The organism is Terrimonas ferruginea DSM 30193 (assembly GCF_000425585.1).
In the GTDB taxonomy this organism is placed as follows: domain Bacteria; phylum Bacteroidota; class Bacteroidia; order Chitinophagales; family Chitinophagaceae; genus Terrimonas; species Terrimonas ferruginea.
On record NZ_KE384399.1, the window covers coordinates 310,047 to 327,597 of the forward strand.

16 protein-coding genes are annotated in these 17,551 nt (G+C 47.7%); 10 read left to right on the plus strand and 6 right to left on the minus strand.

Annotated features, from left to right (window positions below; genetic code table 11):
- Position 1: 1 nt before the first annotated feature.
- The 3 genes from H608_RS0115885 to H608_RS22635 all read right to left on the minus strand — a co-directional run bounded on the left by H608_RS0115885 (position 2) and on the right by H608_RS22635 (position 3,451).
- Positions 2 to 760 (minus strand): class I SAM-dependent methyltransferase, encoded by a 759-nt coding sequence (locus tag H608_RS0115885; protein ID WP_028788544.1) that lies wholly within the window; start codon positions 758 to 760, stop codon positions 2 to 4.
- A gap of 4 nt (positions 761 to 764) precedes the next feature.
- On the minus strand, positions 765 to 2,165 hold the full coding sequence (gene leuC / locus H608_RS0115890) for a 3-isopropylmalate dehydratase large subunit (RefSeq protein WP_038008691.1): 1,401 nt from the start codon (positions 2,163 to 2,165) through the stop codon (positions 765 to 767).
- Positions 2,166 to 2,281: 116 nt separating this feature from the next.
- Positions 2,282 to 3,451, minus strand: a complete 1,170-nt coding sequence (locus tag H608_RS22635; protein WP_038008799.1) for a 2-isopropylmalate synthase — start codon at positions 3,449 to 3,451, stop codon at positions 2,282 to 2,284.
- A gap of 205 nt (positions 3,452 to 3,656) precedes the next feature.
- Here H608_RS22635 and H608_RS0115900 point away from each other — a divergent pair, with 205 nt between their 5' ends.
- On the plus strand, positions 3,657 to 5,225 hold the full coding sequence (locus H608_RS0115900) for a vWA domain-containing protein (RefSeq protein ID WP_028788546.1): 1,569 nt from the start codon (positions 3,657 to 3,659) through the stop codon (positions 5,223 to 5,225).
- Positions 5,226 to 5,256: 31 nt separating this feature from the next.
- Here H608_RS0115900 and H608_RS0115905 read toward each other — a convergent pair whose 3' ends face one another.
- A complete protein-coding gene (locus H608_RS0115905; RefSeq protein WP_028788547.1) occupies positions 5,257 to 5,610 on the minus strand; it encodes a hypothetical protein in 354 nt (117 codons plus the stop codon).
- 177 nt (positions 5,611 to 5,787) lie between these two features.
- On the opposite strand from H608_RS0115905, the gene H608_RS22640 reads away from it, so the two are divergent.
- From H608_RS22640 to carA, 7 genes are all read left to right on the plus strand, one after another.
- A complete protein-coding gene (locus tag H608_RS22640) occupies positions 5,788 to 6,468 on the plus strand; it encodes an RNA polymerase sigma-70 factor (protein ID WP_071836965.1) in 681 nt (226 codons plus the stop codon).
- A 2-nt stretch (positions 6,469 to 6,470) separates the two neighbouring features.
- The gene (locus tag H608_RS0115915; protein ID WP_155990204.1) at positions 6,471 to 7,436 is read left to right on the plus strand and encodes a FecR domain-containing protein; all 966 of its coding nucleotides are present in this window, start codon (positions 6,471 to 6,473) and stop codon (positions 7,434 to 7,436) included.
- Positions 7,437 to 7,474: 38 nt separating this feature from the next.
- Entirely contained in the window at positions 7,475 to 9,292 is a 1,818-nt protein-coding gene (locus tag H608_RS0115920) for an STN and carboxypeptidase regulatory-like domain-containing protein (protein WP_162142887.1), read from the plus strand.
- A gap of 731 nt (positions 9,293 to 10,023) precedes the next feature.
- Positions 10,024 to 12,378, plus strand: coding sequence for a TonB-dependent receptor (locus H608_RS0115925; RefSeq protein WP_028788550.1), 2,355 nt, complete (start codon positions 10,024 to 10,026; stop codon positions 12,376 to 12,378).
- A gap of 81 nt (positions 12,379 to 12,459) precedes the next feature.
- Positions 12,460 to 12,888, plus strand: a complete 429-nt coding sequence (locus H608_RS0115930) for a PepSY-like domain-containing protein (protein ID WP_028788551.1) — start codon at positions 12,460 to 12,462, stop codon at positions 12,886 to 12,888.
- 27 nt (positions 12,889 to 12,915) lie between these two features.
- Positions 12,916 to 13,638, plus strand: coding sequence for a head GIN domain-containing protein (locus H608_RS23790; protein ID WP_081658917.1), 723 nt, complete (start codon positions 12,916 to 12,918; stop codon positions 13,636 to 13,638).
- A 126-nt stretch (positions 13,639 to 13,764) separates the two neighbouring features.
- Complete coding sequence (gene carA / locus H608_RS0115940) at positions 13,765 to 14,865, plus strand: glutamine-hydrolyzing carbamoyl-phosphate synthase small subunit (protein ID WP_028788553.1); 1,101 nt, start codon at positions 13,765 to 13,767, stop codon at positions 14,863 to 14,865.
- A 42-nt stretch (positions 14,866 to 14,907) separates the two neighbouring features.
- On the opposite strand, the gene H608_RS0115945 is transcribed toward carA, so the two are convergent.
- On the minus strand, positions 14,908 to 15,312 hold the full coding sequence (locus H608_RS0115945; protein ID WP_028788554.1) for a hypothetical protein: 405 nt from the start codon (positions 15,310 to 15,312) through the stop codon (positions 14,908 to 14,910).
- Between the two features lie 95 nt (positions 15,313 to 15,407).
- Here H608_RS0115945 and aroQ point away from each other — a divergent pair, with 95 nt between their 5' ends.
- On the plus strand, positions 15,408 to 15,833 hold the full coding sequence (gene aroQ / locus H608_RS0115950) for a type II 3-dehydroquinate dehydratase (protein WP_028788555.1): 426 nt from the start codon (positions 15,408 to 15,410) through the stop codon (positions 15,831 to 15,833).
- 29 nt (positions 15,834 to 15,862) lie between these two features.
- Positions 15,863 to 16,576: a toxin-antitoxin system YwqK family antitoxin gene (locus tag H608_RS0115955; protein ID WP_028788556.1), complete on the plus strand. Its 714-nt coding sequence runs from the start codon at positions 15,863 to 15,865 to the stop codon at positions 16,574 to 16,576.
- On the opposite strand, the gene H608_RS0115960 is transcribed toward H608_RS0115955, so the two are convergent.
- Positions 16,573 to 17,403 carry an alpha/beta hydrolase gene (locus H608_RS0115960; protein ID WP_038008695.1) on the minus strand — a complete coding sequence of 277 codons (831 nt, stop codon included), beginning with the start codon at positions 17,401 to 17,403 and terminating at the stop codon, positions 16,573 to 16,575. The genes H608_RS0115955 and H608_RS0115960 overlap by 4 nt on opposite strands.
- Between the last annotated feature and the right edge of the window lie 148 nt (positions 17,404 to 17,551).

Here is a 17,551-nt window from a genome sequence, read left to right on the forward strand (position 1 = left end):
GTTAATTTTTAACGGCAATGATGCGCAGTCTTACGTAGTCTGCGTACCATGTTCCGTTTTGATAATAAACCGGCCGTAATTGTTCGGCAGCGCGGCGGATAACGGCTTCACGTGTTACCTGGTGCGTGTTACGGAAGAAAAATGATCCGAACATGTTGATCCAGTTCTGCATTCCTTCTTCACCTTCGAGCGGCGTCTTGCGGTCGAAGAAGGCGAGGCTGCGTACGGTGAATCCGTGTTTTTCCAATAAAGCACTGTAAGTGGCGGGAGAGGGAAAGAACCAGGACTCGGCAGGTTGTTCCTGCGAACCTGTTTCGATGAGTGCTTGTTTCACCGCATCTTCAATGTGTTTGATATTTCCCTGACCGCCCATTTCCAATACAAAACGTCCACCGGGACGCAGGCTTTTATATACCGACTGTAATACGAGGTCTTGTTCCTGTATCCAGTGAAGCGTGGCATTGGAAAAAACGGCATCAAAGTTTCCGGGTAAGGAGAAAAAACGGGCGTCTTGTGTAAAGAAATCTATTTTGGGATAGCCTGCTTTTGCCTTGGTGATCATGTCTTCGGATGCATCGATACCTGTAACACGTGCGCCGTACTGACTGATCTGCGAGGTCAATGAGCCGGTGCCGCAACCCAGATCGAGAATGCGTTCGCCTTCTTCCGGACGAAGCCAGTTGATCAGGTCTTCGCCGTAGCGCGCCACGAAGCCGTGGTTGTTGTCGTACAGGTCAGTATTCCATCCGATAGCGGGCATATAATTAGTTTTTCCAGTATTCGCGTACATCACCTACTTCCCCGGTGATGGCTGCGAGGGCCGCGGTCAACGGGCTTGCGAGAAAAGTGCGGGCATTGGGTCCCTGTCTTCCTTCGAAATTGCGGTTGCTGGTGCTGATGCAATATTTGCCCGCGGGAATTTTATCTTCATTCATACCGAGGCAGGCGCTGCAGCCGGGCTGGCGCAAAATGAAACCGGCCGCTTCGAATATTTTATCGATGCCTTCTTCGATGGCTTGTTTCTCTACCTGCTTGCTTCCGGGTACGATCCATACTTCCACGCCGGGCGCTTTTTGTTTACCGTTTACAAAACCTGCTACGAGACGTAAGTCTTCGATGCGTGAATTGGTACAACTGCCGATGAACACATAATCGACTTTGGTGCCTTTGATGGCGGCGCCGGGTTGTAAGCCCATATAGGCAAGTGATTTTTCAAAAGAAGGTTTTTCTTTTTCCTCTACTTCGCCGAGGCCGGGAATATGTCCGCCGACACCAATACCCATTCCGGGGTTGGTACCGTAAGTAATCATCGGTTCGATGTCTTCGGCTTTGATATTGATCTCCGTGTCGAAGGCTGCTCCTTCATCGCTGAAAAGTGTTTGCCAGTAGGCTACGCTTTTTTCCCAATCTTCTCCCTGCGGTGCAAAGCGGCGTCCCTGTATGTAATCGAATGTTGTCTGGTCCGGTGCGATCATGCCGCAACGTGCACCCATTTCGATGCTCATGTTGCAGATGGTCATGCGCGCTTCCATGGAAAGACTGCGGATAGCGGAACCGGCAAACTCCACAGCATAGCCTGTGGCACCGCTGGCGGTGATCTGTGCAAGAATATAAAGTACGATGTCTTTGCTTACAACGCCATCGTTCAACTGTCCGTCGATGTTGATGCGCATCAGTTTTGGGCGGCTCTGCATCAGGCATTGTGTTGCCAGCACCATTTCCACTTCGCTGGTGCCGATGCCAAAGGCGATGGAACCGAAGGCGCCGTGTGTGGAAGTATGGCTGTCGCCGCAAACGATGGTCATGCCGGGTTGAGTGATGCCGAGTTCGGGACCGATCACGTGTACGATGCCCTGGAAGGGATGTCCGAGTCCGTATAACTCAATGCCATGTTCGGCACAATTCTTTTTCAACGTGTCTACCTGTACACGGGAAAGTTCTTCCTTGATGGGAAGATGCTGATCGAGGGTAGGCACATTGTGATCGGCCGTGGCCACCACCTGGTTGGGGCGGAAAACTTTGATGCCTCTCTTGTTGAGTCCGTTGAAAGCCTGGGGGCTGGTTACTTCGTGGATGAAATGCCGGTCTATATAAAGAATGGAAGGACCTCCTTCGATGGTCTGCACCACGTGCTTCTCCCAAATCTTTTCAAATAAAGTCTTCATATAATTCAAAAGTCAAAATTCAAAAGTCAAAAAAAGTCAACGTTCAAAAGTCAAAATCCAAAAACTGCGTAATGTCTTTCCGCAAAATCTGTTTTTGAATTTTGACTTTTTAATTTTTAATTAGCTACGGCAGTCGCTTCGTAGGCCTTGGCCATTGCATGCAGATCGGTGTCTTCCACTTCTTTCTTGGTATCTGCTATCTGCAGGAAGTTGGCATACAACACATCGATGTCGTTGCGGGTATATTGATAGCCGATTTTCTGAAAACGGTGTGCCAATGCGCTGCGGCCGCTGCGGGCAGTCAACACGATTTTGGAACCGTCGGCGCCTACTTCTTCAGGCGCAATAATCTCATAGGTCTGTGAATCTTTGAGGAAGCCGTCCTGGTGAATGCCGGATGAATGGGAGAAGGCATTGCTTCCCACGATTGCTTTGTTGGCCTGCACCGGCATACGCATGGTATCGGATACGAGGCGGCTCAGCGGATTCAACTGACGTGTATTGACATCGGTATAATATCCAAGGTTGGCATGTTGACGAAGGATCATCACTACTTCTTCCAGTGAAGTATTGCCTGCGCGTTCGCCAAGGCCGTTGATGGTGCATTCGATCTGGCGTGCGCCGTTCAACACGCCGGAAATGGAGTTGGCAGTGGCAAGGCCCAGGTCATTGTGGCAATGGCAACTGATGATGGCCTTGTCGATATTGGGTACATTGTTGATCAGGTAAGCGATCTTTTCGCCGTACTGATGTGGAAGACAATAACCCGTTGTGTCGGGGATATTTACTACCGTAGCGCCGGCTTTGATCACGGCTTCTATTACGCGTGCGAGATAATCGTTGTCGGTACGGCCGGCATCTTCTGCATAGAACTCCACATCATCTACAAAATTCTTAGCCCACTTCACGGCCTGTACGGCGCGTTCGATGATCTCTTCGCGGGTAGAATTGAACTTTGCTTTGATATGATAATCGGAGGTGCCGATGCCGGTATGAATGCGCGGTCTGCGGGCGGGCTTCAGCGCTTCCGCCGCTACTTCAATATCTTTTTGTACGGCACGTGTAAGACCACACACGGTTGTTTCCTTCATCACGCGGGCGATCTGGTTCACGGATTCGAAATCGCCGGGACTGGAGATCGGGAAACCGGCTTCAATAATATCTACACCCAGGCTTTCGAGGGCAAGGGCGAGTTCGATCTTCTCTTTGGTATTGAGTTTGCAACCAGGTACCTGTTCGCCGTCGCGGAGTGTGGTATCAAAAATATACACTTTGCCGTCTGCCATAATTAATTGGTATATTAAGGTGAAAAATTCAGGGCTGCTTATTCTATCTTGCAGGAGCAAATGAGGAATGGCAACGCTGGTTAATAAAATTACCGTTAAAGCCTGCCGGACAGAAACCAAAATTGGCCTGATTTTACACTGTTGAACGCAATCCAAATTCGCTGAAACCCTTTACTGTAAAGGATTTTGAAGAAATAAAATTACAATGCCCAACCGTTCTACCGACGCATTATTTCAGCTTGTGAAGTCGCTGGAGAAGAGTGAAAAACGCAATTTTAAGCTCTATGTCAGGCGGAACTCGTCCAGCGACAGTTTGAAAACCATACAACTGTTCGATTCAATGGACAAGCTCAGCGACTACGACGAAAAAGCGTTGCTGCGTAATAAATCCATTACCAAGCAACAGTTGTCCAATATCAAAGCTGCCCTTTACAAACAGATACTTTCCAGTCTCCGCATCATCCGCGACGAAGACAATGTCGATATCCGCCTGCACGAACAGATGGATTATGCCCGGATATTGTACAACAAAGGACTCTATCACCAAAGCCTGAAGATCATCGAGAAATTCAAGGACATGGCGAAGCAGTATAACCAGTATACTTATCTCCAGCAGGCCCTGTTCTTTGAAAAAAAGATCGAAGCGCTTTATATCACCCGCAGTATTCGCGGCCGGGCAGATGAATTGTCTGCAGAATCCGACGAAATAAACAAACGTTTGTCTTTGGTCAGCCGCTTGTCCAATCTCTCGCTTCAGCTATACAGCTGGTATATTCAGCATGGGCATGCGCGGAATGAAAATGACCTGAAGAGTATCCGGCTGTATTTCGATACCAGCCTGCCCGCAGAAGCGGATGGCGCTGCAGGATTTTACGAGCGGCTGTACCTGTATCAGAGTTATGCCTGGTATGCGTTTATCCGTCTCGACTTTTTACAGTATTACCGCTATTGCCAGAAGTGGGTCGATTTGTTTACCCGCAACCCGGATATGCTGGCAGTGGAAACGGCCAATTATATCAAGGGCATGCATAACCTGATGAGTGCGCACTTCGATCTGCTCAACCATGTGAAGCTTACTGAATGTATCCGGGAACTGAAACATTTCGCACAAACCAAACTGGTAGAGGAGAACGACAACAACCGTATCCTCACGTACGTATACCTGTATACAGCGCGTATCAACCTGCATTTCCTGGAAGGAACCTTTGAAAAAGGGTTGCAGCATGTGCCTTTCCTCGAAAAAATGCTGGTCGAATATGGGTTGTTCCTCGACCGGCACCGGGTGATGGTTTTTTATTACAAGATTGCCTGCCTGTATTTCGGAAGCGGCCACAATGAAAAGGCGATCGATTACCTCAACCGTATCATTAATCAGAAAGACGACCTGCGTACGGACCTGCAATGTTATGCACGCCTGCTGCACCTGATTGCACATTACGAGCTGGGTAATTTCGATTTGCTGGAATACCTGAGTAAATCTGTTTACCGGTATATGGCAAAGATGGAAAACCTCAGTAAAGTGGAGGAGGAAGTGTTTGCGTTCATGCGGCGCTCGTTCAAGGTGGGCGCACATGCACTGAAACCGGAATTTCAGAAATTACTGAACAAGCTGCGAAAATATGAGGGCAATCCGCTGGAGACGCGTGCCTTTGCTTATCTCGATATTATATCGTGGCTGGAAAGCAAGATCAATAATATCAATGTGCAGGATATTATCCGCAGTAAATACTTACGGGAAAAAAGAAAGCCCGGAAAAATAAAAACCGCCTCGTAAAAGGCGGTTTTTATATTTATCATCGCAGTAATTATTCTGCGGCTGTTTCTTCTTCCTCTTCGGCTGGTTCAACCGGTTCGTACTTTCTGTCTTTTTCAAGCAGCAGGTTATCTTCCGCATCGTACAGTTCGTAGCTATAACCCATGGGCAAGCGATCGAGAATATTGTGCAGCACACGGAGGTTGGCCGCTTCCCAGCTCAAATTGCCTGTCATGATCGGACTGTTTTCTTCTCCTTCGAGATAGAGATCAGACCAGGCATTCTTCAGATCGTAATGACCGCCGCCTGCTCTGCTTGCGGTCCAGGTATTCATTTCAAAGGCGTCTTTCAGCGCGGTCTTACTGATGAAGGAAAATTTGGCAAAAAAATTATTCTTGTCAGGCATCTTAATTCCTTTGTAGGTTATTAATTAATACAAAAATTGCTTTCTAAAGCTGATTTGCTGCAAATATACGCGCCGGGACGCGTTCGTTGCCGGTTTTTTCACCCTGGTGAAAAAAAAGCCTGTGGCCGGATGGGGGTAAGCGGTTTTCCGCTTGTCACATAAAAAAAGCCTATTTGATTGTCAGCAGCTATATTTGAGGCTCCTTACAGGATCGCCAACGTGGAATCAACCCATACTGCCATTATTCGCTCCATTGCACCAGTCGGTGCAGAGACCTTTGAACAATTATTCAAAACACATTTCAGGGGTTTGTACGCCTATGCACTTACGATTGTGCAGGACGAGATCATGGCGGAGGAATTGGTTCAGAACATGTTCTGCCGGCTTTGGGAGAAAAAAAGCCAGCTGGAGATTCACACTTCCCTCAAAGCTTATCTGTATAAAACGGTTTATCACGACAGCCTGAACTATCTGAAACACCAGAAAGTGCGGGCGGCTCATGCCCTGTATGTGGTTAAACATGCGGAAACAGGTATCGACAATGCAGCCGACAAAGCCGAAGCAGGACAGCTTGATGCGCAGATCCACCAGGCGCTCAGCGAATTGCCCGAGCAATGCCGGACGATTTTCCAGCTCAGCCGCTACGAAGGATTGAAGTATCACGAAATTGCGCAGACGCTTCAGCTTTCGGTAAAGACGGTTGAAAATCAAATGGGTAAAGCACTTAAACTACTGCGGATCAAATTGCAGGACTATCTGCCGCTGTTGGCAGGATTCCTGCTGCTGACCGCTCTGCCGGTTATCGAAAAGCCGGACAATGACCGTACACCACCTGCATCTTACCACCAAAACTGCTGATATTGGAAAATTCTACACACGATATAATGGACGAACTGCTGGTGAAATACCTGGCGGAGGAAGCCACTCCTCCCGAACAGGCACGCGTGGAAGCCTGGCTGGAAGAAGAAGAAGCCAACCGGCATTACTTCCACCATTTTAAAACGATCTGGGAGCGGGCCGAAGGACTTGCGCCGGTGGTGCCTATCGATGAAAATCTTGCCTGGAAAAAATTTCAGCAGCGCGTAAGCATTGAACCCGCCCGCCGGAAAACGGCCTGGATGCGGATAGCCGCACTTTTTATCATCATCATCGGTGCCGGTATTTTGTCCGCTGTGTTTTTAAATGAACGCCAGGATACGCCGCAACAACTGGCCGTCAATTCCGCCAACCTTGTTACGACGGACACTTTGCCCGACGGCACCATCGCCACGCTCAATAAACATTCAGAACTGAGTTTCCCTTCTGCCTTTCGTGGAAAACAACGGAAAGTTAACCTGAAAGGTGAAGCGTTTTTTGCCGTAAAACCCGATAAGGAACATCCTTTCGTGATCGATGTGAACGATGTGGAAGTAACCGTGCTCGGTACCTCCTTCAACGTCCGCAGTACCGCCGACAGCACTGAAGTGATCGTGGAAACCGGTCGCGTGCAGGTTAAAAAAGACAGCGTGACCATCATATTGGAAGCCGGAGAACGTGTGATGTTTGGCAAACAGGGGCCGCCCCCGGTGAAACTGCAATCCTCGGATAAACTCTATAATTATTATATAAGCCGCACATTCGTCTGCGATAATACGCCGTTGTGGAAGCTGGTAGAAAAACTCAATCAGGCGTACGAAGTGAATATCGTGATCACGAGAAAAGAATTGCGTCATCTTCCGCTCAATGTAACCTTCGATGAGGAATCGCTGGACATGATCCTCAAAGTGATCAGCCAGACATTGATGGTAAAAGTAACCAAAGAAGAAAACCGCATCGAGATACGTTGATCATGCAACCAATGTTGAGTCTGCGAAATACAATACCCGTGTTCGTTCTTTTGTTTTTGTGTAGTGCACATAAGGTGGCGGCACAGGGGCAATCTATTCTCGAAAGGCGTATATCGGTCGATGTTACCCGTCAGCGGCTAGACGATGTGCTGTCGATCATCGGCAATAAAGGTGGTTTCAGTTTTTCCTACAATAGCAATATTCTCAAGCGCGACAGCCTGGTAACGATTTCGGCTGCGAATAAACCTGTACGTGTCGTATTGAACCAATTGTTTGCCGGCAACTACGAGTATAAGGAGAGTGGCAATTATATCATCCTTCGCCGTGTGTCGTTGCAGTTGACAACCGTTACCAAAGTAAAGCCCGCTGAAGAGCGTATGTATACCATCTCGGGTTATGTGGTCAACAGCGAAACGGGTGATAAAGTGCCTTACGCCAGTATTTATGAACGCAAGCAACTGGTGTCGGCATTGTCGGATGCGGACGGACATTTTTCGCTCCGTCTGCGGAGCAAACAGGCAAAGGCGGCCATCTCCGTCAGCAAATATTCTTTTGAAGATACTACGCTGATGATCGAACCGAGTTTTGATATGAAACTCGAGATAGCGATCGTGCCGCAGTTGCAACCTGTATATACATCGGTGCCCAACCTGTATGAAAGAGCGGATACGGCTAACAGGATCGGAGCGCTTGATAGTATCAAACCGCTATTGGTTACACATCCTCCTGCCGATAAACGTACCAGTATCGAAAAGACAAGTTTTGGCAACCTGTTGCTTTCGCCGAAGCAAAAAGTAAGCAGTCTGAACCTTCGTAATTTTTTCGCCACACGTCCTTTTCAATTATCATTGGTGCCTTTGTTGAGTACGCAGGGAAAGATGAGCGGACAGGTAGTGAATAATTTTTCCTTCAACGTATTGGGCGGTTATACAGGCGGGGTGAATGGTGTTGAATTTGGCGGCCTCTTTAATATTAACCGCCGGAATGTACGCTTTCTGCAAATCGCCGGCTTGTTCAACATGACCGGTGGCTCGGTGGACGGTGTACAGTTCAGCGGCCTGAGTAATACGGTGCTGGATTCACTCAACGGCGTGCAGATATCCGGTGTTACCAACTTCACAAGGGGCAAACTGAACGGCGTGCAGACCGCAGGTTTTTATAATCATGTAAACGACACCATGCGTGGTTTGCAGGTTTCAGGATTTGCCAACTATACGCGCAAGAAAATGAGTGGTACACAGATAGCCGGTCTTGCAAACTTTGCCAACCGGTCCATAGAAGGTGTGCAGATTGCGCCGGTGTTCAACTACGCGAAGCGGATGAAAGGTGTGCAATTAGGCCTGATCAATATCGCTGATACGATCGATGGCATTGGCCTGGGACTGATCAATATCGTGGTAAAAGGTTATCATAAATTATCGGTGTATAGCAATGAAGTTGTTAACCTCAATATGGCCTTCAAAACGGGGCAGCATAAATTCTATAATATCATAGCGGCAGGCATGCATGTGGATTCGCTGAACCAGGCCACTATATTTGGTTATGGTATTGGTTCGGAATTTAAACTGACGAAATGGTTGTGGCTGAATCCCGAATTGACAACGAATATTGTGTATCTCGGCACATGGGATTATTTCAATTCACTCGAGCGGATTAACCTTAATCTCAACTTCCGGATCACGCGATGGCTGACGGTGTTTGGTGGCGCTTCCTATTCGTTATTCCATCGTGCGCAGCCGGAGCAGATGGCCGGTTATAAGTTCGATCTTGCTCCCGAGGGGCATCAGGCTTTTACGATTGGCCGCACGGCGTATACGGGTTGGGGAGGATGGAATGTGGGGGTGAATTTCTTCTAACGTGAATGGTGAATGGTGAATGGTCAATGGTGAATCGTCAATGGTGATCGGGTGATCGCCGTTGTTGGTCTCCCGACCAACAACCGTGAACGGTGATTGTTGGTAATTGTGAATGGGTCAATAAGTGAATAGGTCATGATGATTGGGTGATCGCCGTTGTTGGTCTCCCGACCAACAACCGTGAATGGTGATTGTTGGTAATTGTGAATAGGTCAATAAGTAAATAGGTCAATGTTGATTGGGTGATCGCCGCTGTTGGTCTCCCGACCAACAACCGTGAACGGTGATTATTGGTAATTGTGAATGAGTCAATAAGTGAATAGGTCATGATGATTGGGTGATCGCCGTTGTTGGTCTCCCTACCAACAACCGTGAACGGTGATTATTGGTAATTGTGAATGAGTCAATAAGTGAATAAGTCATGATGATTGGGTGATCGCCGTTGTTGGTCTCCCGACCAACAACCGTGAACGGTGATTGTACATTCTCCTGGTTCGTTTCGCCGCGAAGCAGCAATCACCGGAGTCCGGCTTTTTTTTAATGTGCCTAATACATACATTTTTCCATGGAATCGTTGTGAATAACAAACGAACCGTTGGATAACGTTATTGAACTGTATTTCCTTAAACCTTACACGCTATGCCTTCCACCTTTCATTATGTTAAAAAACGTTAAAGCTCCAAGGGTAAGCTGATCATGAGTTGTCACACTTCAAATAATATTTGAAGATCATGAAAGATGTCAGAAACCAATTAACCTTTACTGCGATTTTTCTTTTTGTTTTTTCTTTTTCACTTCGCGCTCAACAGGCACAAACTGTCCGCGGCACCATACTGGATGTTTTATTGCAAACGCCTATTGCAGGTGTTACCGTTTCGTTGGGTGATCAGCAAACCATTACCGACAACAACGGCTTGTTTCGTTTTACGGAAGTTGCTCCGGGCAGTTATGCGATCCGAGCTTTCCATATCGGCTACAATAATTTTCAATTGGAAAATGTACAGGTGAATGCGGGTAAAGAAACCGTACTCAATATTACCATAGAAGCCCGTGTAAAGTCGGAAGAGGAATTGATTATCCGCTCAGCCGGAAAAAAGAACCGGCCTTTGAATGACATGAGCGTTGTGAGTGCGCGCGCTTTCTCCGTCGATGAAGTACAAAAATACGCGGCCTCCGTTAACGATCCGGGACGTATGGCAGTAGGTTTTCCCGGTGTGATGTCTGCCAACGATGGCAGCAATGAAATTGTGATTCGCGGCAATGCTCCTTCGGGGCTGATCTGGCGCATGGAAGGCGTGGATATTCCGAACCCGAATCACTTTGCAATGACCGGCAGTGCAGGTGGCGGTATTTCCATTCTTAATACACAGTTACTGTCCAACTCAGATTTTATCACCGGCGCTTTTGCGGCCGAATATGGCAATGGTTTGAGCGGTGTTTTTGATCTGCGCCTGCGCAAAGGCAACAATGAAAAAAGAGAGTATACGTTACAAGCCGGTGTAATGGGCCTGAACCTCGCCGCGGAAGGACCTTTCAGCAAATCCTACAAAGGTTCTTATCTGGTGAACTACCGCTACTCAACACTTTCCCTGATGAGTAAAATGGGACTGAATGTCGGTCCGGGTGAAATGAATTTTCATGACCTGTCTTATAATATTTCCCTGCCTGCAGGGAAGGCCGGAAGCTTTACCTTGTTTGGTTTCAGCGGATTCAGTTCCCAGTCGATCAAACCAGAATTTGATTCTTCCAAATGGGAAACCGATTTTGACCGTTACAGCGGCAAGTTTGTTTCCAATACCATCATGAACGGCCTTACGCACAGTATCGGGCTGGGGGCAAAAACAAATCTCCGCACCGTGCTTGGTTATTCCTCGGTAGTCAACCGCAACGATGGGCAATACGTCGAAACCCTGCCCGATCTGCATACCGAACTCAACAACAGGTTTCGCTTTAAGACCAATAAGTTTATTGTTTCATCAACCCTGAACCACCGGTTTAATACACGTAACTCGCTGCGTTCCGGTATCATCGTCAACGCCGTTGATTTTAATTATTATGAATTAAGTAAGGAAAATATCACGGCTCCTTTGATCGAACGCGTCAATGTACAAGCCAATACGCAAACACTGCAGGCTTTTTCACAATGGCAGCATAAGTTTTCAGACCGGTTGGTGTTCAATGGCGGCTTGCATTATATGCGGTTGTTTTATAACCAGACACAGGCTGTTGAGCCGCGCGCTTCGCTGCGCTGGACGATCAATAATGCAAATACCCTTTCTTTCGGTTACGGCTTACACAGCCAGTTACAGGCATACGGTGTTTATTTTGGAAAAGTGTCGACACCGGCGGGCATAGATATTTATCCTAACCGCAATCTCGATTTTACACGCTCACATCATTATGTAACCTCGTTTGCGCATTCATTCAACCGCAACCTGCGTTTGAAACTGGAAGTATATTATCAGCAATTATTTGATGTGCCGGTTGGTAACAGCGATACCAGCACATTGTCTACGCTTAACCTCGATAACAATTTTGTGACCGATGAAATGGTGAATAAAGGAAAGGGAAGAAACTACGGCGCGGAGTTGTCGCTCGAGCGGTACCTGAACAACCATTTTTATTATACCATCAGCACCGCGCTTTATCAATCCAAATACACGCCGCTTGACGGAATCGAACGCAATACGCGCTTTAATGGCGGCTCGCTTGCCAGCATCATGGCCGGTAAAGAATTTTTGACGGGGAAAAAAGGACGCAGCTACAGTGTCGACGTGCGCGGACTGTATGCAGGTGGTTACCGCACCACTCCGCTCGACGTGGCACGTTCCGCCGAAGCGGGTTATACGGTGTTCAAAGAAAAAGAAGCGTTCAGCGAGCAGAACCCTGCTTATTTCCGCGCGGATCTGCGCCTGAGCACCAAATGGAATGCACGCAAGGCAACCCATACCATGTCACTCGATTTCCAGAATGTGACCAATCGTAAAAACGTTTACAACCAGAGTTATGATGCATGGTCGGGTGAGGTGAAAACGAATTACCAGGTTGGTCTGCTGCTGGTATTCAACTACAAACTTGAATTCTGAAAAACACGAAGTGTGATAGGGGTAAAAGCACCCTGAATTGTCTTTAAGAAAATACGCACGTTTCTGCTAAAAATCAATCAAATGAAAAAGATACTTTTGTTGTTCCTGCTGCCTCTATTCCTGCTTACTTCCTGCGAAAAAGAAAAAACGATCGACGCTGATGACCTGCCGGCTTCTGCCAATGGTTTTGTCGATACGCATTTCCCCAACGAAGGCATCACACAAGTAACGCGTGTGTGGGATGACCTGCGGATCTCTTATAAAGTTTACCTGACCAATGGCGCCAGACTGGACTTCAACCGCCAGGGCGACATCATCGAAATGCAATGCCATTCCGGTTTGCCGGATTCTGTATTTCCGTTGCTGGTACTCGATTATGTACGCACGCATTACCCGGGTATTTTTATCCGTGGCTGGGAGCGCGATCATGAAATAAGAGAGGTGAAACTATCGAACGGACTTAAACTCGAATTTGATAAACACGGCAACTTTCTGCGAATCGATGATTGACGCAGAAGCCATTAAACTACAATCGGCATGCAACGTATTTTTCTTTACAGCGCTTTTTTTATGATGGTAATAATGACCGCCACGTCCTGCGTGAAACTGAAGGGTGAGGGACCTCTGGTAACCGAAGAGTTCAACACGGGCGACTTCAGCGGCGTGCGGGTGGCGATCAATGCAGAAACCTATTACACCGTCGGCAACAACCACCGCGTGGAGATTGAATCCAATCAGAATATCCTCGACGAAATCGATACTTATGTAAATGGCAGCAATGAACTCGAGGTTCGCTGGAGACGAAGTGATATCCGTTTGGCAGGCAATATCACTATTCGTATCCGCATCACGGCGCCGCGCGTAAGGCTGCTGGAAATCTATGGAGCTGGCGATATCAGGGGCGATATGTCTACCACGCAGGCACCGCTGAAACTTGGTATCTATGGAAACGGTAATATAGACCTGACCGGGGTATCGGCAACGCACCTGGACGCCTTTATCCAGGGATCGGGCCGCATCAATATAACGAACGGGCGTGCGGATGATGTGTTTGCCCGGATCAACGGAAGTGGCATGGTGGATTTTGCAGGCGTGGTGACGCCGGATGCGGAAACGCATATCCAGGGCTCGGGCACGGTGCGTGTGCATACGCAACAGACATTACGGGCCACGATCAATGGCAGCGGATCTGTCCGCTACCTCGGCAATCCCGTGATCACTACTTCCATTACAGGCTCGGGTTCTGTATCAAGGTTATAAGAGATAAATAGTGAAAAAAATCCTCCTGCCGCCAGTCAGGGGGATTTTTTGTGCATTTTTCCTGCGGACCGAAAGCATTTAACCGCTACCTTTGCGCAATTTGTTTTTTCAGCCTAAATAACAAAAATGCCTGATTCCAAGATTCCCGCAGTATTAGTGCTTCAAGACGGCACAGTCGCCTATGGTAACGCCTTCGGCGCTATTGGTACTACCACCGGAGAAATTTGTTTTAATACCGGTATGACCGGCTACCAGGAAGTATTTACCGATCCGAGTTATTTCGGTCAGATCCTGATCATGAATACCGCTCATATCGGTAACTACGGTGTAAAGGCTGACGAAGTCGAATCTGATACCGTAAAGATCAGTGGCCTCATCGGCCGTAACCTGGAAGACCAGTATTCCCGCAAAGTAGCCAACGGTTCGTTGGGCGAATATCTTAAAACCAATAATGTGGTATCGATCGAAGGCATCGATACGCGCGCGCTGGTAGCACATATCCGTACAAAAGGTGCGATGAATTGCATCATCTCTTCAGAAACCACCGACGTGGAAGCATTGAAAAAACAACTCGCTGAAGTGCCGGACATGGATGGGTTGGAACTGGCTTCCAAAGTGAGTACCAAAGAAGTATACGAATTGGGGAATACGGATTCCGATATCCGTATCGCCGTAATGGATTACGGGGTGAAGAAAAATATCCTGCAGTGCATGGTAGAACGTGGCGCGTATGTAAAAGTATTTCCGGCACGTACACCGCTGGCAGAAGTAAAACAATTCGCCCCCCACGGCTATTTTATTTCCAATGGTCCCGGCGATCCGGCGCCCATGGATTACGCAATCGATACGCTGAAACAAATCTTACAGGAAGAAAAGCCGGTGTTCGGTATCTGTCTCGGCCACCAGTTGCTGGCATTGGCCAACGGTATCCCTACTTTTAAAATGCATCATGGCCACCGCGGGCTCAACCATCCGGTGAAGAACCTGGTGACCGGCCGCTCGGAGATCACGACACAAAACCACGGGTTTGGTGTAGATCCGGAAGCAGTGCGTAAGGCCGATCATATCGAGATCACGCACGTGAACCTGAATGACCAGTCTATTGAAGGAATTCGTGTAAAAGGTAAACCGGCATTTTCGGTGCAATATCACCCCGAAGCAACACCGGGGCCGCACGACAGCCGTTATCTGTTCGATCAGTTCCTTGACCTGATCCGCAAAAACTGATAAAAAATCAACCAATATAAAAGCGGGCATTGCCCGCTTTTTTTATAACAAGGCCAGCAAAATAACGAGCGCCATCATACTGAAAAACGGGATCAGGATGAGGCGGTTCGCTTTCTTTTTTACCGACGCCGGGTAATCTTTATAAGCCGCAACCTGGCGATGGAAATTGGCTTCGGTGCCCACCGTGAGCAATACCAGGCCATAAACTGCACCAAAGCCCACCAATGCGATGATCTTGCCTGCTGTGCGCGGACCGAAGCCCCGAAGAGGATTTTTAGGAAGAGCAGCAGGGAAATATTTATAAAGGATAACAAAAATCAAGGCGATCAGCAGCAGAAAAAAAATAGTCAGCAACACATTTGCAGCCACCCGGCCTTTATTGCCGTCTTTGCCCTTGGCCGCGATTTCTTCGTACTGACAACCGTAAAGGATGGTGAGAATATTCATCTCTTTTTTTTATAAAAATAATCGCTGCCCGGATCCTGAACATACCACGAAGACGGTATTCCTGTACCGTTGACAGAAAATCGTAATTTAGGCCTATGAAAATAGCTGTTATCAACGGTCCCAACCTCAACCTGCTGGGCGTGCGCGAGCCGGAAATATATGGACGCGAATCATTTGAAGACTACCTGAATGGACTGAAGGCACGCTTTCCCGAAATTGAGCTTACTTATTATCAGAGTAATATAGAGGGAGAGATGGTAGACTATATTCAAAAGACCGGATTTGAAGTGGATGGCATCGTACTGAATCCTGCTTCTTATACCCACACGTCTGTAGCGATCGGGGATGCAGTGGCCGCCGTGCCGGCGCCGGTTGTGGAAGTGCATATTTCCAATGTGCATGCCCGCGAAGAATTCCGGAAGTTGTCGCATGTAAGTGCGCAGGTATCCGGCACCATTACCGGTCTGGGACTGAAGGGATACGAACTGGCCATCCTGTATCTGCAATCGCTGAAAAAATAAAAAGAAAGAAAATTCGTTAAATAAGCACTATGAAAATCAGATCTTATATAATGATGCTGGTCATGCTGGTGGCATTAAAGAGCCAGGCACAGTGGAAAAGCTTTCAGCTCAGCCCGCGTGGCGATACGCTTAACCGCCTGGATATGAAAGGGCAGAAGCAGGGCCCGTGGGTAAGTCATGTAGATGATTTGCGCGGTGAGCGGGGGTATGAAGAACAGGGATATTATGAAAACGACGCCAAAGACGGTCTTTGGAAAAAATTCTCGTTGCAGGGCGTAAAGATTGCGGAAGAAAACTACCGTTGGGGTAAACTCGACGGCAAATGCAAATACTACACGTACAATGGCGGACTGGAACGTGTGGAATCATGGCGCGCGATAGACCCCTCACGCAAATTCGATACGGTAAGTGTATACGACCTCAAAGATCCTTCTAAGGAACTGCAAAGGGTGGTGGTGAAAAACGAAGGCAGTTCCGTTAAACACGGTACCTGGATTTTTTACGATCCTGTTCAGGGCGTTGAAGAAGCACGCGAGAACTATGTGCTTGGTAAACTGGCAACCGACGAAGGTACCACCATGGAAGAAGATGATCCGCTGGCGCCTATCGATATGCGCGGAAAGACAGCCAAAAAAGACTCCGTGGGTGCAAAACCGAAGAAACCACAAGCTATACTCGACTACGAAAAGAAAAATTCCGGCAAGAAAAAGATCAAGAACCGGGATGGAGCCACCGGGCTTTAAGGGCTTACATTTTTATTGAAAAAGCGGTGGAAGAAGAGTAGCTGATAGCTCACTGCATTTCCCCAATAATCCCAGTTGTGTGTACCGCCGCGTTCGATATAATCGTGCGGTATTTTCAACTTCATCATTTTCTGGTGCAGGGCTTTATTGTCTGCGTAGAAAAAATCGTCAGTACCGCAATCAATAATTACCGCCAGGCTGTCGGCCGGGCGTTTTTTTTCAATCACATTCATTACGGAATACTCGTCCCAGTTTTTGCGGTTGCGAATGGTATCGCCGAGTCTTTTGGCAATATCGAATTTGTTGCGGAAAGGATAGAGATTAACGCCGCCGCTCATGCTGCCGCAGGCACCGAAAATATCGGGATGGCGGAATGCGAGAAACAAAGCGCCGTGTCCGCCCATGCTCAAACCGCTGATGGCACGGCCATTTGCCTGGCGGATGGCGGGATAATGTTCTTCAATATAGGCGGGTACTTCTTTCGCTATATACGTTTCATATTTCATGGAGGCATCCACCGGGCTGTCGAAATACCAACTGCTGTAATCGCCGTCGGGACAAACGATGATCAGCTGCCATTCATCTGCATAAGCTTTTAAAGCAGGCACTTTCCTGATCCAGTTATTATAGTTGCCACTGTAACCGTGTAACAAATAAACGGTCGGCCATTTTTTGTCGCCGGGTTCTTTGGCGGCATCTGGCCGGATGACCACGCAGTTGATTTTTTTCTGCATGCTGTTGCTATACACGACAACGGTGTCCACCTCGGCGGCATGGATGGCGGTGGCCAGTATAAGGACTAATGGTATAAGTAAAAGTCTTTTCATTGAGTGAATAGGTCAATAAGTGAAATAGGTCAATCAAATTTACAGATTCTTTGGGCGGTTCATTTTCGCACTTTCAAATTTTCACATTTTCAAATTGTTTTGCAGATTGTCAGAATCTGATGTATATTTGATATCAAAATGATATCAA

Excerpts from the sequence above, each read along its gene's own strand:
- carA (WP_028788553.1), top strand. The coding sequence starts at position 13,765 with ATGCCTGATTCCAAGATTCCCGCAGTATTAGTGCTTCAAGACGGCACA.
- H608_RS0115900 (WP_028788546.1), top strand. The coding sequence starts at position 3,657 with ATGCCCAACCGTTCTACCGACGCATTATTTCAGCTTGTGAAGTCGCTG.
- H608_RS0115960 (WP_038008695.1), bottom strand. The coding sequence starts at position 17,403 with ATGAAAAGACTTTTACTTATACCATTAGTCCTTATACTGGCCACCGCC.
- H608_RS22635 (WP_038008799.1), bottom strand. The coding sequence starts at position 3,451 with ATGGCAGACGGCAAAGTGTATATTTTTGATACCACACTCCGCGACGGC.
- aroQ (WP_028788555.1), top strand. The coding sequence starts at position 15,408 with ATGAAAATAGCTGTTATCAACGGTCCCAACCTCAACCTGCTGGGCGTG.
- H608_RS0115945 (WP_028788554.1), bottom strand. The coding sequence starts at position 15,312 with ATGAATATTCTCACCATCCTTTACGGTTGTCAGTACGAAGAAATCGCG.
- H608_RS0115930 (WP_028788551.1), top strand. The coding sequence starts at position 12,460 with ATGAAAAAGATACTTTTGTTGTTCCTGCTGCCTCTATTCCTGCTTACT.
- leuC (WP_038008691.1), bottom strand. The coding sequence starts at position 2,165 with ATGAAGACTTTATTTGAAAAGATTTGGGAGAAGCACGTGGTGCAGACC.
- H608_RS23790 (WP_081658917.1), top strand. The coding sequence starts at position 12,916 with ATGCAACGTATTTTTCTTTACAGCGCTTTTTTTATGATGGTAATAATG.
- H608_RS0115885 (WP_028788544.1), bottom strand. The coding sequence starts at position 760 with ATGCCCGCTATCGGATGGAATACTGACCTGTACGACAACAACCACGGC.
- H608_RS0115925 (WP_028788550.1), top strand. The coding sequence starts at position 10,024 with ATGAAAGATGTCAGAAACCAATTAACCTTTACTGCGATTTTTCTTTTT.
- H608_RS0115905 (WP_028788547.1), bottom strand. The coding sequence starts at position 5,610 with ATGCCTGACAAGAATAATTTTTTTGCCAAATTTTCCTTCATCAGTAAG.
- H608_RS0115955 (WP_028788556.1), top strand. The coding sequence starts at position 15,863 with ATGAAAATCAGATCTTATATAATGATGCTGGTCATGCTGGTGGCATTA.